Source organism: Pseudomonas ovata, from assembly GCF_003131185.1.
GTDB classification, from domain to species: domain Bacteria; phylum Pseudomonadota; class Gammaproteobacteria; order Pseudomonadales; family Pseudomonadaceae; genus Aquipseudomonas; species Aquipseudomonas ovata.
Window position 1 is genome coordinate 325815 of record NZ_QFFU01000001.1, and the last position, 20249, is coordinate 346063.

General features: G+C 64.0%; 19 protein-coding genes. 6 read left to right on the forward strand and 13 right to left on the reverse strand.

Translation table 11 applies throughout. The features are described 5' to 3' along the window. Window positions 1–171 precede the first annotated feature (171 nt). Together DGA31_RS01470 and DGA31_RS01475 are read left to right on the forward strand one after the other, a co-directional pair. Window positions 172–846 carry a hypothetical protein gene (locus DGA31_RS01470; protein WP_193551483.1) on the forward strand — a complete coding sequence of 225 codons (675 nt, stop codon included), beginning with the start codon at window positions 172–174 and terminating at the stop codon, window positions 844–846. 38 nt (window positions 847–884) lie between these two features. After that, window positions 885–1619, forward strand: coding sequence for a PA3715 family protein (locus tag DGA31_RS01475; protein WP_109511306.1), 735 nt, complete (start codon window positions 885–887; stop codon window positions 1617–1619). Window positions 1620–1660: 41 nt separating this feature from the next. Here the strand turns inward: DGA31_RS01475 and DGA31_RS01480 are convergent, their stop codons facing one another. The 4 genes from DGA31_RS01480 to DGA31_RS01495 form a co-directional block, all read right to left on the reverse strand. Next, entirely contained in the window at window positions 1661–2053 is a 393-nt protein-coding gene (locus tag DGA31_RS01480; RefSeq protein WP_056834448.1) for a hypothetical protein, read from the reverse strand. A gap of 305 nt (window positions 2054–2358) precedes the next feature. Then, window positions 2359–3681, reverse strand: a complete 1323-nt coding sequence (locus DGA31_RS01485; RefSeq protein WP_109511307.1) for a TRAP transporter large permease — start codon at window positions 3679–3681, stop codon at window positions 2359–2361. After that, complete coding sequence (locus DGA31_RS01490) at window positions 3678–4199, reverse strand: TRAP transporter small permease (protein WP_241509507.1); 522 nt, start codon at window positions 4197–4199, stop codon at window positions 3678–3680. Before DGA31_RS01490 ends, DGA31_RS01485 begins: the two co-directional genes overlap by 4 nt. Window positions 4200–4216: 17 nt before the next feature. Next, entirely contained in the window at window positions 4217–5239 is a 1023-nt protein-coding gene (locus DGA31_RS01495) for a TRAP transporter substrate-binding protein (RefSeq protein ID WP_056835322.1), read from the reverse strand. 333 nt (window positions 5240–5572) lie between these two features. On the opposite strand from DGA31_RS01495, the gene DGA31_RS01500 reads away from it, so the two are divergent. Beyond that, window positions 5573–6838, forward strand: a complete 1266-nt coding sequence (locus DGA31_RS01500; protein ID WP_109511309.1) for an OprD family porin — start codon at window positions 5573–5575, stop codon at window positions 6836–6838. 24 nt (window positions 6839–6862) lie between these two features. Here the strand turns inward: DGA31_RS01500 and DGA31_RS01505 are convergent, their stop codons facing one another. Both DGA31_RS01505 and DGA31_RS01510 read right to left on the reverse strand, forming a co-directional pair. After that, window positions 6863–8173 (reverse strand): ATP-binding protein, encoded by a 1311-nt coding sequence (locus DGA31_RS01505; RefSeq protein WP_109511310.1) that lies wholly within the window; start codon window positions 8171–8173, stop codon window positions 6863–6865. Then, window positions 8170–8850: a response regulator gene (locus tag DGA31_RS01510; protein WP_109511311.1), complete on the reverse strand. Its 681-nt coding sequence runs from the start codon at window positions 8848–8850 to the stop codon at window positions 8170–8172. Before DGA31_RS01510 ends, DGA31_RS01505 begins: the two co-directional genes overlap by 4 nt. A 146-nt stretch (window positions 8851–8996) precedes the next feature. Between DGA31_RS01510 and dsbD the strand changes: the two genes are divergently transcribed. From dsbD to dsbG, 3 genes are read left to right on the forward strand one after another with little or no spacing between them, the layout of a single operon-like run. Continuing rightward, window positions 8997–10739 carry a protein-disulfide reductase DsbD gene (gene dsbD, locus DGA31_RS01515; RefSeq protein ID WP_109511312.1) on the forward strand — a complete coding sequence of 581 codons (1743 nt, stop codon included), beginning with the start codon at window positions 8997–8999 and terminating at the stop codon, window positions 10737–10739. Further along, window positions 10739–11542, forward strand: coding sequence for a TlpA disulfide reductase family protein (locus DGA31_RS01520; protein ID WP_109511313.1), 804 nt, complete (start codon window positions 10739–10741; stop codon window positions 11540–11542). Before dsbD ends, DGA31_RS01520 begins: the two co-directional genes overlap by 1 nt. Window positions 11543–11565: 23 nt before the next feature. Beyond that, window positions 11566–12336: a thiol:disulfide interchange protein DsbG gene (gene dsbG / locus DGA31_RS01525; protein ID WP_109511314.1), complete on the forward strand. Its 771-nt coding sequence runs from the start codon at window positions 11566–11568 to the stop codon at window positions 12334–12336. Between the two features lie 191 nt (window positions 12337–12527). On the opposite strand, the gene DGA31_RS01530 is transcribed toward dsbG, so the two are convergent. From DGA31_RS01530 to DGA31_RS01560, 7 genes are all read right to left on the reverse strand, one after another. Then, entirely contained in the window at window positions 12528–12869 is a 342-nt protein-coding gene (locus DGA31_RS01530) for a cupin domain-containing protein (protein ID WP_056835320.1), read from the reverse strand. Between the two features lie 96 nt (window positions 12870–12965). After that, window positions 12966–13763: an AraC family transcriptional regulator gene (locus tag DGA31_RS01535; RefSeq protein ID WP_109511315.1), complete on the reverse strand. Its 798-nt coding sequence runs from the start codon at window positions 13761–13763 to the stop codon at window positions 12966–12968. Further along, window positions 13760–14368 carry a DUF998 domain-containing protein gene (locus DGA31_RS01540; RefSeq protein WP_109511316.1) on the reverse strand — a complete coding sequence of 203 codons (609 nt, stop codon included), beginning with the start codon at window positions 14366–14368 and terminating at the stop codon, window positions 13760–13762. Before DGA31_RS01540 ends, DGA31_RS01535 begins: the two co-directional genes overlap by 4 nt. Before the next feature lie 59 nt (window positions 14369–14427). Continuing rightward, window positions 14428–16569, reverse strand: coding sequence for a TonB-dependent siderophore receptor (locus DGA31_RS01545; protein ID WP_109511317.1), 2142 nt, complete (start codon window positions 16567–16569; stop codon window positions 14428–14430). 171 nt (window positions 16570–16740) lie between these two features. Beyond that, window positions 16741–17766 (reverse strand): RNA 3'-terminal phosphate cyclase, encoded by a 1026-nt coding sequence (gene rtcA, locus DGA31_RS01550; RefSeq protein ID WP_109511318.1) that lies wholly within the window; start codon window positions 17764–17766, stop codon window positions 16741–16743. A gap of 58 nt (window positions 17767–17824) precedes the next feature. Then, window positions 17825–18613: a nucleotidyltransferase domain-containing protein gene (locus DGA31_RS01555; protein WP_109511319.1), complete on the reverse strand. Its 789-nt coding sequence runs from the start codon at window positions 18611–18613 to the stop codon at window positions 17825–17827. Window positions 18614–18631: 18 nt separating this feature from the next. Beyond that, the gene (locus DGA31_RS01560; RefSeq protein ID WP_109511320.1) at window positions 18632–19870 is read right to left on the reverse strand and encodes an RtcB family protein; all 1239 of its coding nucleotides are present in this window, start codon (window positions 19868–19870) and stop codon (window positions 18632–18634) included. Window positions 19871–20249: the final 379 nt, after the last annotated feature.

A 20249-nucleotide genomic window follows, 5' to 3' on the forward strand; every position in this document is an offset into this window, starting at 1 on the left:
CCCCATGTCCGGCATTCGACGAAATTCACTTTAACTGATCGGCATTGGCCAGGCACCGTTGGCCCATGACCCCGGGGTGCCTCCTGCATTAAAAATGGCCCCATACCAGCTAGAATGACCTCAAAACGTCGAGCCGGACCCTTGCGATCACCCACACCCCAGAAGACAACCATGCCCGGCTACTCGATCGAAGCACGATCACTCAATATCCTCGGGGTCGCCGCACACAACTATTGGGTGCTGCGCGACGAGCACGGTCATGCCTTGGCTCAGTTGCATGGCCTGGCCACCGAGCGCCGGACCGGCAAGGCCATTGCGATCGGTTTCAATGAAGCCCGGCATTCACTGCGGGCCTGGCATTACCCGCACGATGCCGGTTACGCCGACTTGATCGGCGCGCCGGTCAACCGCACCAGCTTCATTCGCGATGATCAGCACGCCTGCACGGTCGCCATCGGTGGCCGGGAGGAAATCCTGGCGCGCTGGAACACCGCGGTAAACGCCGTATCGGCCTGCAATGCGCAAGACCTGAACTACCCCAACTACGGCTTCAGCCTGTGGCGGGGCACCGTCAACAGCAACTCCGCCTACCGCACCTTTGGCGAACTGATGAATGTGCCGGTGCCGCGTTTTGCCGGCAGGATCGAACCCGGCATCAACAACCGCATGCTATCGCCAGAACGTACACAGGCCCTGCGTTACCGCACGCCGGCCACAACGCCTCAGGTCCCGCGCCCGGGCCATCGCCGCAGAAAGGTGCGATCAATGTTGACCCGAACATCGATGATCGCGCTGGTGGCACTGCTGCTGGTCGTGCTGCTGGGTGTCGAAGCCTTCAAGCCTTGATACCCTCCAGCCCACACACTCAAAGGAAGATTTGTTCGATGCGTACACTTTCCGCGCTGGCGCTGCTGTTCATCCCTCTGTTTGCGTCGGCCGACTGCACCGAGCATCTGCCCACCTGGGCCAGGAGCCTGCAGCCCGACCTGAAGCTCGACAGCGAACATGCGGTGTGCAAGATCAATCCGGGCAACCCGCGCCAAACCCTGGCCGCCCTGCCCTTGGCCGAGAATGTCGACGCCGATGGCCAGGGTGAGTATGGCCTGGGCGTGGTCGTTGCCGACACGGCCACCGGCAAGATCATTGCCCGGCACTACGAGCGCAGCGCGATCGTGTCAGACGCCGTCTACTTTGACAGCCTGGTCCTGGACACCGCCCGCTACCAGCTTGCCCCCGGGCTGCGGGCGTTTGGCGTACGCATCAGTCACCTGGGGTCTTCGCGGGTCAATCCTTCCAGCAGCAAGCAGCTCAATCTCTATGTCCTGGAGGGCCAGACATTGCGCCCGGTCATGGACACGCTGCAAGTGAGCAGCAGCAGCGCTGACTGGGACGGCACCTGCAACGGTGATTTCACCCAGGCAGAGCGTACGATCTCGATCGCTGACAAGAGCAAGAACGGCCTGGCCAGCCTGCAGGTCGAGCAGAAGGTCATCCATATCAAAAGCGTGGCCAAGGGTGACGACTGCGAAGACGTCGAACGCACACCGGTTGTCTCCCGGTTCACGCTGGAATACGACGGCAAACACTACCCTGTGCCAGCGGCATTGTCCTCGAACTGAGGCCCTTGCAGGCACCACGGCGCTGCCAGGCCAGCCTGAGGTCATGGCCTGGGCTGGAAGACCATTTCGATCGGTGAGTCGGATTTGCGATACATCGAATCGGGCGAGACATCCGGCTTCAGGCCTGGATACCAGACCCTTAATCGAGTGTCGGTCAGCCATTGCACTTGCACCTGGTCAAGTGGCATCTCCGGCGGCCTGACCTTGAATCCCACCAGAGGCTCTACATAGGAATGGCACCTCGACTCGACGCCAGCATCAAGCACGTAGATTTCCAGTTGCTCGCTCCAGTTGATGGCCCCGCTTTCAGGGCAGTGACGCACCTGGGCATGGTATTTCCCGCCTGGCGAAGGCAGCTCCCGGACCACGGCGTCAGGGCCGCAGCCCACCAGCAATACAGATGAACACAGCAGGGCCGACATCGTTTTCTTCATTGCAGCAGTCCTTGTGCAGTTGAGGGCACAGTAAATGCTTACGGCCGTTTTCTTCAATAGCACAGGTGTACTAGCCGCAGGATTGGCCAGCGGACATAGGGCTCGGTAGGAGCGCGCTCTGCCGGAATGCCGGACCACCACGACCGAGTACGCAGCGCTCGCAAAATTGATCAAGCGCTGAAAATCTACAGCTGGTAACACATTCAAAATCTGCGAAACGCCACAATTTTACGACTGCTAACGCAGCCGGTCGCGGTGGTCCGGCATTCCGGCAGAGCGCGCTCCTACGGGGGGAGATAGCGGCATTACACTGTCAGCAACCACAGGCACAGTCCCGGAAAGGCCACCAGCAATACGATGCGCAGCAGGTCCGAGCACAGGAACGGCACGATGCCCTTGGCCGTCTCGCCGTAGGGCACGTCACCGGCGGTGCGCTGGACGATGAACAGGTTCATGCCCAGGGGCGGATGGATCAGGCCGATTTCCACCACCATCAGAGCCAGGATGCCGAACCAGATCGACTTGTCCGACTCGCTCAGGCCAAAGAAATCCAGGCCCATGATCATCGGGTAGAAAATCGGGATGGTCAGCAGGATCATCGCCAGCGAATCCATCACGCAGCCCAGGACCAGGTACAGCCCCAGGATGATGATCAGCACCAGCATCGGGGCCAGGCCGCTGGCGATGACCCAGGCCGCCAGTTCGCCGGGCATCTGGGTCAGGGCCAGTCCGGAGTTGAGCAGGTCGGCGCCCAGCAGCACCAGAAAGATCATCGCCGAGGTTTCCGCCGTGCCCAACAGGCTGGCGCGAATGCCGATCCAGCGCATGCCGCCTTGCCAGATGGCCAGAATTGCGCAGGCCGCCGCGCCAATGGACGCCGCCTCCGTAGGGTTGGCCCAGCCGCCATAAATCCCGACGATGACCACCAGGAAAACGCCGATCACCGGCGAGACATTGATCAGCGCCTTGAATCGTTCGGCCGCCGACGCCTTGGGCGACAGGGTCGTCTGACTGCCATCGCGGCCGACCATGATGCGCAGCACCAGCATGTAGCCGATGATCGCAATCACCCCCGGCACGATGGCGGCCATGAACAGCTTGGCGATGGACTCCTGGGTCAGCACTGCATAGATAATCAGCGGCACCGACGGTGGAATCAGGATGCCCAGCGTCCCGCCCGCCGCCACCGTGGCGGTGGCCAGGCGCCCGGAGTAGTTATGCCGGCGCAGCTCGGGCAAGGCCACATGGCTCATGGTCGCGGCGGTGGCAAGCGACGAACCGCAGATCGCACCGAACCCTGCACAGGCGCCAATCGCCGACAGGCCCATGCCGCCCTTCCAGTGCCCGATGAACGCGGCGGCGCAGCGAAAGATCGAGCGCGACAGGCCGCCATGCGTGGCGAACTGGCCCATCATCACGAACAGCGGGATCACCGCCAGGTCGTAGTTGGACAGCCGCGAGTACGCCAGGTCGTTGAGGGTGAACATCAGGCTCGACAGGTCGCCGTCATTGACCGCCCAGAAACACGCCGCACCGCCGATCAGCATGGTGATGCCGATGTGCACGCGCAACAGCAACAGCAGCATGGTGATGCCCAGCGCCACCAGCCCCAATCCCAGACCGCTCATGAACGCCCCCTTGCCTTGCACCAGACATCGTGAACCCGCGCCAGCGCGCAGATGCCCAGCAGCACCAGGCTGGGGACGATAAACAGCAGCGCCACCCACAGTGGAAATGACAACAGCGTCGTGGTGTCGCCATTTTCATGGTTGTCGAGCATTTGCAGCCCGGTGCGCCAGGCCAGCAGCCACGCCACCGCGCAGCACAGCAGGTGCGCCACACCGTCGAGGCTGGCGCGCACTGCGGCAGGCAGCCACGAGGTCAGCGCATCGACCTTGATGTGCGTGCCACGCAGCTCGCACAGCGGCAGAAAGGCGGCAATCGCGATCGAGGCGCCGACCTCGACCAGCTCCATGTCGCCACGCACCGGCATGGAGAACAGCTTGCGGCCGATGATCGACACCAGCGACATGCCGATCAGCGCCATCAACAACAGGCCGCCTCCCAGGGCAAACGCCTGGGTCACCTGGCCCAGCAACCGGCGCGCCCGACCGTGATGGGGCTCGACGACCAATTCGACACTCAAGGATTCCTGCATGGCGGTTACTGCGCCACGCCGGACAGGCTGCGCACCTGCTGCACCAGCACCTTGCCCTCCAGGCCCTTGGCATCGGCTTCGCTGATCCACTGCTCGACCGCGCTGGCCGACGCCTTGTGCATGTCTTCGTAGGCACCCGCCTCGATATTCACCAGGCCCTGGGCCGGGGTGGCGTCATGGGCGGCATCGGTGGCCTTGTCCCAGGCGGTGGCGAAGCGCTCGGACAACACCTTGCCGCTGTTGCGTTCGATGATCGCCTGCAGGTCGGCCGGCAGGCTGTCGAATTTTTTCTGGTTCATGAGCATGGCCAGCACGGTGTAGCCCAGCGCCGGCTGCCCGGCCGGGGTGACGCTGTGATACTGGGTCACCTCATCGAGCTTGGTCGCCGGCACCACTTCCCAGGCCGCCAGTGCGCCGTCGACCACGCCCTTGGAGATGGCCTCGGTCATCTGCGCCGGCGGCATGCTGACCGGCGTGGCGCCCAGGCTTTCGACCGTCTTGGCGGCGGTGCGGCTGGAGGCACGCAGCTTCAGGCCTTTCAGGTCGGCCAGGGTGTGCACCGCCTTGCCCCGGGTGTGCAGGTTCATGCCGCCATCGCCGTGCACCACCAGCACCTTGTAGCCCTTGAAGTCCTCTTTGGCGTACTGCTCGTAGAACTGCCAGATGATGTCATTGCCGGCCTTGCCGCCGTACGGCAGCACGAACGGCAGCTCCAGCGCTTCGACCCGGGGAAACTTGCCCGGCGAGTAGGCCGGCGCGGTCCAGACGATGTCGGCCACGCCATTGCGCGCCATGTCGGCCAGCTTGGCCGGCGTACCGCCCAGTTGCATCGAAGGATACAGCTGGCACTGGATGCGCCCGGCCGACTCCTGGCGCAGTTGCTCGCACCACGGCTCGATGATGTTGGCCTGGGCATTGGAGGTCGAAGGCAGGAAGTGGGCCACCTTGAGGGTGACGGTCTCGGCGGCGTGTGCCGATGCAGCGCCCGCCATGACCAGGCACAGGGCGGCAATCTTGATGGATGTCATGCAGGTAGCTCCGTTTTTGTTTTTGTAGCCATGCAGGTGCAGTGGCGGCAGGAAGCGCAATACATTAATAAATTAAGTTTTTATAGAAAATTGTCAATATCCACGAAAGTAGGGGCTGACCAAAAAATCTTCAAAAGCCCTATAGAAAATAAAATAAAATCAATAAAAACAAACAATTGAATCATTTTTTGACGCTATTTGATCATCGTTTTCTTTTCTTAGCGGTCAGAAAAACTATTGTTAACAGATTAACCATATGGCTTGATAAGCGCCGCCACGGCATGGGGATTTCAGCCGTGGCGGTTCATCACCCATGTCCTGGAGATAAAAACAATGATCAGGAATCGACACCCCCTGCCGGCACTCGCCTGCCTGCTGGGCAGCGCTTGCAGCTTCAGCGGCGCCGCTCAGGCCGACTTTTTTGCCGACAGCAAGGCCAGCCTTGAAGCGCGCAACATGTACCTGAGCCGCGACTTTCGCCAAAGCGGGGCCGCCCAGGCCAAGGCCGAGGAATGGGCGCAGGGGTTCACCGCCCGCCTGGAGTCGGGCTTTACCGAGGGCACGGTAGGGTTTGGCCTCGACGCCATCGGTCAGTTGGGCATCAAGCTCGATTCCAGCCGCGACCGCCGTGGCACCGGCCTGTTGCCCTATGGCGCCAGCAGCCTGGAGCCGGTGGATGACTACAGCGAGCTGGGCCTGACCGCCAAGATCAGGCTGTCCAAGAGCGTACTCAAGCTGGGCACCCTGCAACCGTCGCTGCCGGTGGCGGCCTACAATGATGTGCGCCTGTTGTCCTCGACCTATTCGGGCGGCCTGCTGACCAGCCGGGAAATCGACGGCCTGACCCTGAACGCCGGGCGCCTGGAAAAGATCAACCTGCGCGACTCGTCGAGCAACGACGAGATGAACTATGGCGGTGTGCAAAGCGCTCATCTGGACCTGTTCGGCGGCAGCTACGCGCTGAACCCGAACCTGACCCTGAGCTACTACTACGCGCAGATGGACAACCTCTACCGCCAGCATTTCGCCGGGCTCACCCACACCACGGCGCTGGCTGAAGGCGTCAGCCTCAAGACCGACCTGCGCTTTTTCGACACCGGCGAAGACGGCGAGCACCGCTATCGCAGCAGCGCCCGGGTCGACGGCGGGCGCATCGACAACCGTTTTTTCAACGGCATGCTCACCCTGGGCCTGGGGGCACACAAGTTCGGCGCCGGGTACCAGAACCTGTCCGGCGACGGCGACTTCGCCTATCCGGGGCTGGACCCGTATTCGGTCAACCTGGTCACGGTCAACGTGTTCACCAAGGCCGGGACCGATGCCTGGCAAGCCCGCTACGACTATGACTTCGCCGCCCTGGGCATTCCCGGCCTGAGCTTCATGAGCCGCTACGTGAACGGTAAGCACATCGAGACCGCACGGGTCAGCGGTGGCAAGGAATGGGAGCGCGACACCGACCTGGTCTACACCTTCCAGAACGGCACGCTCAAGGGGTTGAATGTCCGCCTGCGCAACGCCACCTTTCGCTCAAGCGGTGGCTTGACCAGCGACATCGACGAAAACCGGGTGATCGTCGGCTATACCTTGCCGTTGTTCTGATCCGGTGCAGCGCCGCTCGGGCCTTCAAGGCACCCACAGCGTGACCTCAAGCCCGTCGGCATGATTGATCCATTGCAGTCGACCGCCGCACCGTTCGGCAATCGCCTGCACGATCGACAGGCCCAGGCCGCTGCCCTGGCTGCCGGCGCTGCGCCAGAAACGCCGGGTCATGCAAGGCAAATGTTCGTCGGGGATGCCCGGACCATGATCACGCACGCTCAGGTGCAGGCCGTCGATCGAGGCGCTGATGCTCAGTTGTACCGGGCTGCCGGCGGGCGTATGGCGCAGGGCATTTTCCAGCAGGTTGCGCAGGGCCGAGACCAGCAGGGTCACCGGCACCGTCACGGGCGCGTCGGTCAGTCCGGCGGCCAGGTGCAGGTCGATGCGCGGGCGCTGGGCGGCGTCAAGGTCGACCATGGCCAGGTGCGCGATCTCGCGCGCCGAGCAGTGCAGGCCATCGTCGAACGCCTGGCGACCCTCGACCCGCGCCAGCAACAGCAATTGTTCCAGCGTGCGCTGCAGGCGATCGGCGCCAGCCTCGGCATTGGCCAGCGAAGAGTCGCTTTCGCCATGGATCAAACGGGCAACCTGCAGGTGGGTCTTGATGGCCGTCAGCGGACTGCGAAGTTCATGGGCGGCGTCACCGGTGAAGCGTCGTTCACGCTCGATGGCCTGGGCAATGCGCTGGAACAGCTGGTTCTGGGTATGTACCAATGGCTGCAATTCCGTCGGCAAGGCGTCCAGTTGCAAGGGTTGCAGCGAGTCGGGGCTGCGTTGCTGCAGCGCCTGGCGAATCTGCCGCAAGGGCGCCAGCCCGCGGCCCAGGCACAGCCAGAGCAACCCCAGGCTGCCCAGCAAGGCCACGGCCACTGGCAATGCGGCCGCCAACAACACCGAATGGCTGAGGGCATCGCGCTCATCCAGCCGGTCGGCGGTGGTGATGCGCAGTTCGCCCTGCGCCAGGGTGAAACTGCGCCAGGCCACGCCCTCGATCATCTGTTGCTGAAAGCCGCCGTCCTCGGCCTGCAGCGCCTGCCCCGGCGCCGACGGGCTGCGCGCCAGCACTTCGCCGCGCAGCGAGCTGACCTGGCACACCAGGCCATTGGCGATGCCCAGTTGTTCGGCGCTGATGCTGCGCCGCGTGCCGTCCGGGCTCAACGGTTGCGGCAACTGCGCCAGCAAGCCGGCCACCATGTGCGCCGAGGCGGCCAGGCGTTCGTCCAGCGAGCGCATCATCTGCGTGCGCAGGTCGTGCAGCATCCAGGCGGCGGCCAGCAACCAGAGCAGCACGAAGGCCGAGCCGAGCATCAGGGTCAGGCGCAGGCGCAGGCTCATGAGGCGCATGGCTCATGACCGGCAGTACCCAGGCGATAACCCAGCCCGCGCACCGTCTCGACGATGCCGTTGCCCAGTTTGCGGCGCAAATGATGAATGTGCACGCTCAGGGCATTGCTCTCGACATCCTCGCCAAAGCCGTAGATCGCATCCTTGAGCTGATCGCTGCTCAGCACCCGCTCCGGGTTGTTCAACAGCACTTGCAACAACCCCAGCTCCCGGCGTGACAGCTCCACCTCGGTGCCGTCGAGCCAGGCCTGGCAGCGGCTCGGGTCATAGCTCAGGCGCCCGTGCTCGACCGTGTTGACACAGCGCCCGGCCGAACGCCTGACCAGAGTGTGCAGCCGGGCGGTCAGCTCACGCAGGTCGAAGGGCTTGAGCAGGTAATCGTCAGCGCCGGCCTGCAGGCCGATGACCCGGTCGGTGACGGCATCGCGGGCGGTCAGGACCAGCACCGGCAGTGCCATGCCCTGCTGGCGCAGGCGCCGTAACAGGCTGACACCGTCTTCATCGGGCAGGCCCAGGTCGAGGACCAGCACCTCGAAGTGGCCGGTTCGCAGCATGGCCTCGGCCGCACTGGCGCTGGCCACATGATCGACTGTCAGGCGCCGGGCATTCAGCCCGGCGACGATGCCACTGGCAATCAGGGCATCGTCCTCGACCAGCAAAACGTGCATGCAAAGCTCCTGCGCAAAAACGCTCATCATCCGGGGGTTCGGTTAAGGCGGCATTATCCCAACCTTTTCCGAACGTTAACCGACCGTTAATCACGGCACGGCAAGCTGCGCGGCACTGGTCACTCAAGCGTCTTGCAAGGAGCCTCATGCGCCCCCTCATTTTCCTCATCCTGTTGCTCATGTCCGGCCTGGCCACGGCCAGCAGCGGGCTGTTCACACGCAGCCTGGACAACCGTTTCCTGGCCGCCGAGCAGGCCTTCGACCTGAGCGTGCTGCCGCTGGAAAACGGCACCACGCAGTTGCACTGGAAGATTGCCCCAGGCTACTACCTTTACAAGCACCGCCTGCACCTGACCGGACTGGCACCCGGTGCGATGCCTGAGCTGCCGGACGGCGAGGCGCACCGCGACGAATATTTCGGCGACACCGAGATCTATCGCCACAGCCTGACCCTCACACTGGGTGCCGGGGCCGGCCAGCACGTCAAGGTGAGCTGGCAAGGCTGTGCCGACGCCGGCCTGTGCTACCCGCCGCAAAGCCGCGACCTGGTGCTGGACGGCGCGGCGCCGGACGAGTCGCCGCCGGCCACGGCGCAAGCCCCGGACCAGGCGCTGTCCGGTCAGCTTCAGGAGCGTGCACTGGCCTGGAGCCTGGTGATGTTTTTCGGCTTCGGCCTGCTGCTGGCCTTCACGCCCTGCTCGCTGCCGATGCTGCCGATCCTGGCCGGCATCGTGGTCGGCAAAGGCGTGTCGGCCCGGCGCGGTGTGCTGCTGGCCGGCACTTATGTGCTGAGCATGGCGATGGTGTATGCCGGTCTCGGCGTGCTGGCTGCCCTGCTGGGGGCCAACCTGCAGGCGGCCTTGCAACAGCCGTGGTTGCTGGGCAGCTTTGCCGCATTGTTCGTGCTGCTGGCGTTGCCGATGTTCGGGGTGTTCGAGCTGCAACTGCCGGCCTTTATCCGTCATCGGCTCGACAGCGCCAGCCGCCGCCAGCGCGGTGGCAGCCTGTTCGGGGCGGCGACGCTTGGTGTGCTGTCGGGTTTGTTGATCGGTCCGTGCATGACCGCCCCGCTGGCCGCCGCGCTGCTGTTCATCGCCCAGAGCGGCAATGCGCTGCACGGCGCCCTGGTGCTGTTTGCGCTCGGCCTGGGCATGGGCGTGCCGCTGCTGCTGCTGGTGACGGTCGGCAATCGCTTTCTGCCCAAGCCCGGGGCCTGGATGGACCGGCTCAAGAACCTGTTCGGTTTCATGTTCCTGATCGCCGCCCTGTTGATGGTCCGCGTGCTGCTGGCCGACTGGCTGTGGCTGGGCCTGTGGGGCGTGCTGTTACTGATGCTGGGCGCTACCTTGCTGCATTTGGCCGGCCAGTTGCCGACCCGGCAGCCGCTGTACCGGGGTGCGGCGTGGCTGGTCGGGTTGTGGGGTGGCCTGCTGCTGGTGGGCGCCGCCGGGGGTGCGAGTGATCCGTGGCAACCGCTGGCGGTCTACACCTCGCGCGCGCCGGTGGCCACCGTCGACATCGACCCGGCGCGCAAGCTCGACTCGGTGCAAGCCCTGGAAGCGGCACTGGCACAGGCAAGAGACGCACGCCAATGGGTGCTGGTCGACTACTACGCTGACTGGTGCGTGAGCTGCAAGGTCATGGACAAACAGGTCTTCGCCAGGCCGGAGGTCCAGTCCAGCCTGGCCGGGGTGCGTATCCTCAAGCCCGACGTCACGCGTAACGATGAGGCGAGCCGGGCGCTGCTGCAGCGCTTCGACGTCCCCGGCCCGCCGACCCTGCTGTGGATCGGCCCGGACGGCCAGGAGCGGCGTGAGGCGCGGATCATTGGCGAGGTGGACGCCAAGACCTTTGTCGATCACTGGATTACCTTGCGGGAGCGCGGTTGATGCTGACGTTGAACCTGGGCCCCTTTGCCCTGGGCATGCACCATGCCCTGGTGCTGGCCAGCCTGATGGCGGCCACCCTGACCGGCGGGTGGCTCGGCCGGCGCCAGGGCTGCAACCCCGAGCGCCAGTTGTTCTGGCTGCTGATCATCGCGCTGCTGGTGGCCCGGCTGGTGTTCGTGGCCCGCTATTTCGAGCATTACCAGGGTGCGCTGTGGCGCATCATCGATATTCGCGATGGCGGCTTCAGCGCCTGGCCGGGTGTCGGCGTGGCATTGGCCGTGGGCGGCTGGCTGACATGGCGCACCCAGCCGTTGCGCAAGCCCCTGGGCGCGGCGCTGGCGGTCGGCGTCCTGGGCTGGGGCGCGGCCAATCTGGTCTGGCAGGGCCTGGAACGCGACAGCGCATTACCGGCCGTCACCCTCCACGATCAATACGGCCAGCCGGTCGACTGGCAGGCCACGGCGGGCAAACCCCGCGTGGTCAACCTCTGGGCCACCTGGTGCCCACCGTGCCGACGCGAAATGCCGGTGCTCATGGACGCCCAGGCCGACCATCCCGACATCGAGTTTGTGTTCGTCAACCAGGGCGAGACACCCGACACGGTCACACGCTTTCTGCGCAGCCAGAACCTAGCCCTGCGCAATGTGCTGTTCGATGCCGACAGCCAGTTCGGCCGCACGGTCGGCTCCACTGCCCTGCCGACCACGTTGTTCTATGACGCCCAGGGGCGGCGGGTCGCCAGTCATTTGGGCGAACTGTCCAGCGCCAGCCTGGCCCAGACCCTTGAAGCCTTTAAGCCTTGAATCAATAAGTAAGGAAATCTGCGATGAAATCCACCCAGCCATTTACCTGGCTGCTGGCCGGCCTGTTGCCGCTCGCCAGCCTGCACGCCAGCGAACACCCCGCCGCCCTTGCTGCGCTAGAAGCCCGTGGCGCCACCGTGGTCGGCAGCTTCGACGCACCGGGCGGGCTCAAGGGCTATGCCGCCCGCTATCAAGGTCAGGGCGTGGCCCTGTACCTGACCCCGGACGGCGAGCATGTGCTGGCCGGCAGCCTGTTCGATGCCAAGGGCCAGGACCTGAGCCAGGCTCCGCTGGACCGGCTGGTGTACGAACCGCTTGCCCAGCAGATGTGGTCACGCTTGCAAGCCACCACCTGGATCGCCGACGGCGACCCCAAGGCGCCGCGCATCCTGTATGTGTTCAGCGACCCCAACTGCCCCTACTGCAACCTGTTCTGGAACCAGGCCCGGCCCTGGGTCGACGCAGGCAAAGTGCAATTGCGCCATGTCATGGTCGGCCTGATCCGCGCCGACAGCAGCGGCAAGTCCGCCGCCCTGCTCAGTGCCAGGGACCCAAAGGCGGCGCTGCACGCCCATGAGTCGGCCGGCAAGGCCAGCACCCTCAAGCCGCTGGCGACCATCCCGGAGAGCATCCAGAAACAACTGGCCGAACACACCGGGTTGATGAAGGAACTGGGCACCCAGGCCACTCCGGCGATCTTCTACCTGGACGACCAGGGCCGCCTGCAACAACAGCAAGGCGCCCCCCGGCCTGAGGCGTTGGCGCAATTGCTCGGGCCGCTGGCGGCGCGCTGAGGCCAGGCTGGCTCAGTTCCACAGATTAATGCCGATCAGTCAGGCGGAATTCGTCGAATGCCTAACAGGTGGAAGGGCACTCTGCTGCGGGCGGCGATCCGACGATGAGGCCGGCAAAGCCCATACACCTGCTGCGTCTATCACATAGCCATCGCCGGCAAGCCGCCTCCCACAGGTTTAACTGATCGGCATTAGATCCACAGATCGTTTATGGCTGTGCGCTCGCCGCCCTGCTCGCCGGTATTGAGCACGCCACGGGGCTCGATCAGCATCATCTGCACCTCGTGCCCGGCGTACGGCTTGTGTTCCACGCCCTTGGGCACCACATACAGTTCGCCGGGATTCAACAGCACGTGGCCGTCGCGAAAATCGATGCGCAACGTGCCGTCGAGCACCAGAAAGGCTTCGTCGGTTTCAGCATGCGCATGCCAGATGAAATCGCCCTGGATACGCACCACCTTGAACTGGTAGTCGTTCATTTCGGCGATGACCCGGGGCGACCACTGGTCGTTGAACAGCGACAGTTTGTGCATGAGGTTGATCGATTGGCTCACAGCGAAACTCCTGATGAATGAAGTATCGCCAGCCTAGCGGGCCCGCCGTGGCCGTTCTTGTACGATCGTGCAGCTTCAGCGTGCCTGCATGCGCAACCAGCGCGCCGGGGACACACCATGGCAGGCGATGAAGTGTCGGGTCATGTGGCTCTGATCGAAGAAACCTGCGGCCAGTGCTGCATCGACTAGGGCAAAGCCCGAGCGCAGCAGGCGACGGCACAGGTCCAGGCGGCGCAAGATCACGTAGCGATAAGGGCTGGTGCCGTACAGCACCCGAAAATCGCGCGACAGGCTCCAGCGCTCGCGACCGCTGACCCGCTCCAGCTCATCAAGGGTCACCCCGGCGCCCTGCCGGCTGTCGATGTAGTCGCGGGCACGCTCGGCGGCGCGATAATCGAAGCACCGCCGCGTCCTGGGCTTGCCGGCCACGGCCTGCAGCGCCTGCGCCAGGTCAAACAGCGCGTCCTGCTCCTGCAACACTTCCAGCGGGCAGTCCATGGCCTGCATGAACACCTCGCAGGCCTGGTACAGACGTGTGTCCGCGCTCAATGCGCCCTTGATGAATGGCAACGGCCGCCCACCAAGCACCTGCTGGACCAGCACCGGCTCGACGTAGACCATGCGATAACGAAAGCCCGCCTCGGTGCCAGCCATGCCATCGTGCAGCTCATCGGGGTGCAGCACCAGCGTGCCGCCCGGCAGGCTGTGGCGCAGCACCTTCTGGTACTGAAAGCTCTGCACGCCGGCCAGGGTGCGGCCGATGGCGTAAGTGTCGTGCCGGTGCGGCGTGTAGCCGTGGCCACTGAAATACGCCTCGATACGCTCGATGCGCGAGGGTGACTCGCCGTGCAGGACCCAATCGTGTGTGTTCATGCCCGCAAGGATAGCTGCGCCAGGGTCGCCACCCAAAGCACTGAAACACCATAGTTGAGCCGCTGGTACAGGCCGAAGCCCTGCCCGGCTTCCAGTGCCTGCCCCATCAGCGCCACCGTGACCAGCGCCAGCACCGTGCACAGCGCCGACCAGACGGTAAAGCCGGTCGATCCCAGCAAGCGCTTGCCCAGCCAGACCCACAGAGCGCTCGCCAGGGTCAGCGACAGGAACATCACCAGCCCGGCCAGGTTATGCAGGTTCTGGGAGGCTGACGGCTGCGCCGGGGCGCAACCGGCATCGCAGGCAAAGTAGCCGGTGGCGAAACTGGCCAGGCCATGCACACCGATCAGGGCGGCGCTCAACAACGCCAGGCGCGAGGTGCGAAAGTGCAGGCTGGCGCCACAAGCAAACAGGATGAACAGGATGCCGAGCGGCACGTTATTGACCCAGGCCGAATAACCGTGGGTGGGCGCACCAACGGCGCCAAGCTGGCTCATCGCCTGGTCGACATGGCTGTAGCCCGGATAACCCAGTGCGGTCAGCCACACGCCGAAAAACAGCCACACCGGGATCACCCGGCCCATGTTCAGAAATCCCTTCTGCATTGTCGCGTCCTTGTCAGTGGGCAGGCGCAGCCTTGTCTGTGCCTGCAGGTGTGCTGAGTTTATTTGAATTTATAGTTGGCGCTGAACATCAGCATCCGTGGATCCCCGGGGAAGCAGGCCGAGGTGCTGGCGCAGCTGGCGATGTAGTCCTTGTTGGTCAGGTTGCTGCCGTTGACCGCAAAGCGCCACGGGCCGGTCTTGTAGTCGACCATCATGTCGTAGAGCGTGTAGTCGGGCGAGTCGAAGGTGTTGGCCTGATCGCCCGCCTGTTCGCCGATATAGCGCACTCCGGCGCCCATACCCAGGCCCGGCAGCAGGCTGGACAGGTCATAGCGCAGCCAGGCATTGGCCATGTGCTCGGGCACCTGGATCGGCCGGTTGCCCTGGAAGCCGTCATTGCTCTTGGTGACTTCGGCGTCGATGTAGCTGTAGGTGGCCACCAGGTCGAGTTGCTCGGTCAGCCGGCCATGCAGTTCGATTTCCGCGCCCTGGTGACGCTGCTCGCCGACCTGCACGCTGAAGCCGCTGTTGCTCGGGTCGGTGGTGGTGACGTTCTGGCGCTTGAGGTCGTACAGCGCAAAGGTCACGTCCAGCGCCTTGCCGGGCGACTCGTACTTCAGGCCGATTTCGGTCTGCTCGCCGGTTTCCGGCTCGAAGGCCTTGCCGCTGATGTCGCTGCCGGTGACCGGCACGAACGACTCGCTGTAGCTGATGTACGGCGACCAGCCGTTGTCGAAGGCGTACAGCAGGCCGACGCGGCCGGTGGTGGCGTTCTCGTTGGTGGTCGTGCGCGTACTGCCACGATGCGACTTGAGTTCGGAGTCGTCGTGGCGCAGGCCCAGCAACAGGTTCCAGCCATCACCGAACGTGATCTGGTCTTGCAGGTACAGGCCGCGCTGCAGCATGTCTTCAGTGCCGCTGGTAGTGGCCTGGAAGGTCTTGGGCCCCGGCACCACGCTGTAGGACGGGTTGTACAGGTCGATGGCTGCCAGGGTCGAAGTGTGGCGGGTGTCGTCGGTGTGGAAGTCGAACCAGTCCAGGCCCACCAGCACATCGTGGCCGAAGGGGCCGGTGTCGAACTGCACGTTCAACTGGTTATCCATGGTGAACACTTCGCCCTGCACGTCACGCCATTGCACCTGGCGGTTGTAGCTGCGCTTGTTGGCGGCCAGCGAGGTCGGGCTGGAGAAGGCACCGTCCAGGTCGTATTCGTTGTAGCGCAGCTTCTGGCGGAAAGTGACGTTGGGCGCGAAGCGGTGCTCCAGCTCGTAGCCCAGCATCTGCTGCTCGGTGGTGTAGCGGTCGATACCCGGCACGCCGACAAAACGGTCGCGGGCAATGCTGCCGTTGGGGTTGCCCAGCACCGTGCCTTCGGCCGGCAGGCCCCGAATGGGCACATAGTGACTTTTCTGATAGCTGGCCAGCAGGGTCAGGCTTGTGTCGTCACTGATGTCCCAGGTCAGCGAAGGCGCGAGATAGGTACGGTCGCGGTCGACGTAATCGACGATGTCATCGCTTTCGGAATACAGCGCCACCAGCCGGTAACGCAGGCTGCCGTCGGCATTGAGGCGGTCGGACAGGTCGGCGGTGTACTTGCGCTGGCCATAGTTGCCCAGGCCCAGGCCGACCTCGGCCAAGGGCTCATCGGTGGGCCGCTTGCTGACCTGGTTGATGACCCCGCCCGGGGCGATCTGGCCATAGAGGATCGACGCCGGCCCCTTGAGCACTTCAATGCGCTCGAAGGCAAACGGATCGCTCTGGATCCACATGTCCGAGTCCATGCGCATGCCATCGACGAACTTGTAGGCGCTCTGCACGAAACCGCGCACGATGAAGTCATCCAGCCCGCGCCGGCCGCGCTGGCCGGCATTGACACCGGCGGTATAGCGCAGGCTTTCGGCCAGCGACTGGACGTTCTGGTCACGCAGTTGTTCGCTGCCGATCACCGTGATCGATTGCGGGGTTTCATTGATGGCCGTGTTGGTCTTGGTCGCACTCTGCGCCCGCTCGGCCTTGTAGCCGGTGAACGGCGCCGTGACCGGGGTCTGCTCGCGGCTGGATTCGACATTGATGTCCGGCAATTGCACGGCGCTGCCGGCAGGCGTGCCGGTGGTGTCGGCCAGCACGGCCGGGCTGGTGACCAGCAAGCCCAGGGCCGTACCCCGGACAGCGATGAAGAAAGGGCGGGAAAGAGGCCGCATGACGATTCCTTGATGAGCAGAGACAGGACGGGTGTGGCTGGACGTGCCCGTACCAGAAGCGGTCCCTGTGCATCTCAGGACTGTCGGCAGCGTCAAGGCGCGGCGACATTAGATAGGATTGAATGTCATTTGTGAATATTTTTTATTCACAATGCGTCGTCACGCCGCACCTCAACAGGCCTCAATCTCGACCTTGCACAGGTTTTCACCTTGCTGCTGGCAATCGATCAACACCGGCAAGAAGCGTTCGATCACGCTGATGTTGCTGCGCAGGTGCTCACTGACGTGCGTGGTGGTAAAGCTGCCGGCGCCGGCCAGGGCCATGGGCAACAACAGCTGGTCGGCCAGGTGCTCGGCCACCGCCGCCTCGCTGCCCAGCCACGGCCGGGCGGCATCGACCAGGTAATCGGCCACTTTCTCGGCGCGCAGCCCGGACTGGCCGAAGGCGAAAAACAGCTCGCTCAGGTGTTCGCAGACCACTTCAAGCATCAGCACGTTGCCGGGGCCATGCTCAGGGTCGAGGACCTGCCAGTGCAACGCTTCAGGGGCCAGGTTCAAGCGTTTGGCGAGACGGCTCAACTCACGCTCGGCCACATGCCCCGGCACACCGGCGATGACTGCCGTGGCACGCCGGCTCAACAGCGCACCGCGCTCGCACAGGTGCAAGGGTTGCAAGGTCGAGGGCTGGACAAAGGCCAGCAGCTCGCCACCGCCGGCCGGGACAAAGCCATGACGCAGCAGTTGCAGCTCGATCCTGGCGCCCATGCGCTGCATCAGCGGCAAGAACCCGCGCTGCAGGAAATCGGCCGGCGGTGCCAGCGGGTTGTGCGTGCCACCGCTGATGTGCACGCGACTCGCTTGCGGGGCATGCAGCAAGGCTGGCAACAGGGTCTGCAATACCAGGCTGCAACTGCCGGCGGTACCGATGCTGAAGCGGTAGTCGCCGCCGCGAATGGCGCCAGGCTCGAAATACAGCTGCTGCGAATGCATCTGCGCGCCCTCGACCGTGGCGCCGCACACTTCGGCGGCGGCCAGTACGGCAGTCAGGTGCTGGCGCAACAGGCCGGGCCGGACGCGCCGGGCGCGGATGTTGTCGATGCGCAGCGGCTGGCCGGTGATCATCGACAGGCTCAAGGCACTGCGCAGCACCTGCCCGCCACCGATGCTGCCGTCCAGTTCAATAACGTCCTTTTTCATGGTGTTCCTTGGAATCGAATAGGTTTGCCGATAAGTGCATCAGTCCGGTGTCAGCCGTTCAGGCATACCGCGCCACGGTGTCGCGCAGGTACATGTCCAGCAGCCCGCTGTCCTGGCGTGTGCGTGGCAGCGCCGGGACCTCGCGTTGCAACTCGGCGTTGATGAACGCATGCAGTCGCGGGCGACGCGGGCCGTAGCTGGCTTCGTCGGCATTGCGCTTGAGCGCCAGCAGCTCGTCGATTTCCGCCAGCAACAGCGGGTCGTCCAGCGTGCCCAGCAAGGCCTCGAAGGTCATCGGCGGACGGCCCCGGTCCTGGTCGATCCAGCGCACCGCCAGCAAGGGACGCAGCACATAGAAGTACTTCTTGAACCGCACCGTGTCGCCTTGCAGGTAACCGCGAAAATTCTTGCGCGCCATCGACAGGTAATGGTTGCGCGCTGCCGGCGGGCTGTAGAACGTCTCGGCCAGGGCACGCAGCCCGGCCGTGGCGGCCGCTTCATGGCGGTACACCAGGGGCGAATCCAGCCACTCCAGTAGCGTCGGGTTGGACTTGCGCAGCAACCCCAGGGTCTTGCGCAGCTCCCAGCCGCTGACATCCAGCTCGTCGTCCAGCGGTCGCTCGATCACGTCACGCGGCGTGTCGACCTGCACGAACCAGTCGGGTTTCTCGACATAGACAAAACGCACGTCGTAGTCGCTGTCGGTCGAGGCAAAACCCCAGGCGCGGCTGCCCGACTCGCAGGCATACAGCACCGTGACGTTGTGCTCGCGCTCTATGCGTTGCAACGCCTGCAGCACCCGCTCGCGCATGGCGCTGCTCAGTGGATGAACCTCTGTGCGGTCCATGGTCCTTCTCCTGTCTGTTCAGCCTTTCACGCACACCACCTGACGCAGGGTGTGCAGCACTTCCACCAGTTCGCGCTGGGCATGCATGACCTGATCGATGTCCTTGTAGGCCATCGGGATTTCGTCGATCACATCGGCGTCCTTGCGGCACTCCACATGGGCGGTGGCGCGAATCTGGTCCTCGACGGTGAACTGCTTCTTGGCCTGGGTACGGCTCATGGTCCGTCCGGCACCGTGGCTGCACGAACTGAACGCCTCTTCGTTACCCAGCCCGCGCACGATAAAGCTCTTGGCGCCCATGGAGCCGGGAATGATGCCCAACTCGCCCTTCTTGGCCGACACCGCGCCTTTGCGGGTGATCAGCACGTCTTCACCAAAATGCCGCTCTTTCTGCACATAGTTGTGGTGGCAGTTCACTGCCTCCAGCGCGACCTCGAACGGCTTGGTGATGACCTGACGGGTGGCCTTGATCACCGCCTGCATCATCAGCTCACGGTTCTGCCGGGCAAAATCCTGGGCCCAGCCGACCGCTTCGACATAGTCATCGAAGTGCTCGCTGCCTTCTTCGAAGTACGCCAGGTCCCGGTCCGGCAGATTCGCGATGTGCTGACGCATATCGTCCTGGGCCATATGAATGAACAGGTTGCCGATGGCATTGCCGACCCCGCGCGAACCGCTGTGCAGCATGAACCAGACCCGGTTGGCTTCGTCCAGGCAGACCTCGACGAAGTGGTTGCCGCCACCCAGGGTACCCAGGTGCTGGCGGTTGTTGGTCTTGCTCAGCTTCGGGTACTTGTCAGTGATGGCCTTGAAACGTGGAGCCAGCGCGCCCCAGGCGTTATCGGCCTGCTGCGGGACGTCCTGCCATGAGCCTTTGTCGCGGCCACCACGGGTCACGGTACGGCCATGCGGCACGGCCTTTTCGATGGCGCTGCGCAGCCCGGCCAGGTTGTCCGGCAGGTCACTGGCGGTCAGCGAGGTACGGGCGGCAATCATGCCGCAACCGATATCGACCCCGACCGCAGCCGGGATGATGGCGCCCACCGTGGGAATCACGCTGCCGATGGTCGACCCCTTGCCCAGGTGCACATCGGGCATCACGGCCAGATGCTTGAAGATGAACGGCATCTTCGCGGTGTTCATCAACTGCTTGCGGGCTTCGTTTTCGACCGGCACGCCTTCGGTCCACAGCTTGATGGGCTTGCCGTTGGCCACTTCCAGCAACTGCCAGGTGCTCTTGGTTTCCTGCTCTTTCATGATCATTCCTTCTGGCCGATCGTGCGGCCTGTGTTCCGGGCCCTTGGGCGACAAATCGAGGTGAAACATTTGCTGCGCTCTACCGACTGAGCTACAGCCTTACGGCTGGCGGGACTTGAACCCGCGACCCCAGCATCCTGTAGTTCCACCGGCATTCGCCGGGCAAATTCAAAAAGGTGGTGCGACAACAGAGGTGGCTGATTAAGTACATTAGATGTACAGCCACCGGCATTCGCACCGTTCACTGGCGCTGACAAGGGGCTGACGAGACGTCTTGGAATGTAGTCCCGTCGGCATTCAGCGCCGGTGAAAACATCGCTCGCAAAGCGAACTCAAACAGGGTGGTGCGACAACAGAGATGACTGATAAGCACATTAAG

Excerpts from the sequence above, each read along its gene's own strand:
- DGA31_RS01470 (WP_193551483.1), top strand. The coding sequence starts at position 172 with ATGCCCGGCTACTCGATCGAAGCACGATCACTCAATATCCTCGGGGTC.
- DGA31_RS01475 (WP_109511306.1), top strand. The coding sequence starts at position 885 with ATGCGTACACTTTCCGCGCTGGCGCTGCTGTTCATCCCTCTGTTTGCG.
- DGA31_RS01480 (WP_056834448.1), bottom strand. The coding sequence starts at position 2,053 with ATGAAGAAAACGATGTCGGCCCTGCTGTGTTCATCTGTATTGCTGGTG.
- DGA31_RS01485 (WP_109511307.1), bottom strand. The coding sequence starts at position 3,681 with ATGAGCGGTCTGGGATTGGGGCTGGTGGCGCTGGGCATCACCATGCTG.
- DGA31_RS01495 (WP_056835322.1), bottom strand. The coding sequence starts at position 5,239 with ATGACATCCATCAAGATTGCCGCCCTGTGCCTGGTCATGGCGGGCGCT.
- DGA31_RS01500 (WP_109511309.1), top strand. The coding sequence starts at position 5,573 with ATGATCAGGAATCGACACCCCCTGCCGGCACTCGCCTGCCTGCTGGGC.
- DGA31_RS01505 (WP_109511310.1), bottom strand. The coding sequence starts at position 8,173 with ATGAGCCTGCGCCTGCGCCTGACCCTGATGCTCGGCTCGGCCTTCGTG.
- DGA31_RS01510 (WP_109511311.1), bottom strand. The coding sequence starts at position 8,850 with ATGCACGTTTTGCTGGTCGAGGACGATGCCCTGATTGCCAGTGGCATC.
- dsbD (WP_109511312.1), top strand. The coding sequence starts at position 8,997 with ATGCGCCCCCTCATTTTCCTCATCCTGTTGCTCATGTCCGGCCTGGCC.
- DGA31_RS01520 (WP_109511313.1), top strand. The coding sequence starts at position 10,739 with ATGCTGACGTTGAACCTGGGCCCCTTTGCCCTGGGCATGCACCATGCC.
- dsbG (WP_109511314.1), top strand. The coding sequence starts at position 11,566 with ATGAAATCCACCCAGCCATTTACCTGGCTGCTGGCCGGCCTGTTGCCG.
- DGA31_RS01530 (WP_056835320.1), bottom strand. The coding sequence starts at position 12,869 with ATGCACAAACTGTCGCTGTTCAACGACCAGTGGTCGCCCCGGGTCATC.
- DGA31_RS01535 (WP_109511315.1), bottom strand. The coding sequence starts at position 13,763 with ATGAACACACACGATTGGGTCCTGCACGGCGAGTCACCCTCGCGCATC.
- DGA31_RS01540 (WP_109511316.1), bottom strand. The coding sequence starts at position 14,368 with ATGCAGAAGGGATTTCTGAACATGGGCCGGGTGATCCCGGTGTGGCTG.
- DGA31_RS01545 (WP_109511317.1), bottom strand. The coding sequence starts at position 16,569 with ATGCGGCCTCTTTCCCGCCCTTTCTTCATCGCTGTCCGGGGTACGGCC.
- rtcA (WP_109511318.1), bottom strand. The coding sequence starts at position 17,766 with ATGAAAAAGGACGTTATTGAACTGGACGGCAGCATCGGTGGCGGGCAG.
- DGA31_RS01555 (WP_109511319.1), bottom strand. The coding sequence starts at position 18,613 with ATGGACCGCACAGAGGTTCATCCACTGAGCAGCGCCATGCGCGAGCGG.
- DGA31_RS01560 (WP_109511320.1), bottom strand. The coding sequence starts at position 19,870 with ATGAAAGAGCAGGAAACCAAGAGCACCTGGCAGTTGCTGGAAGTGGCC.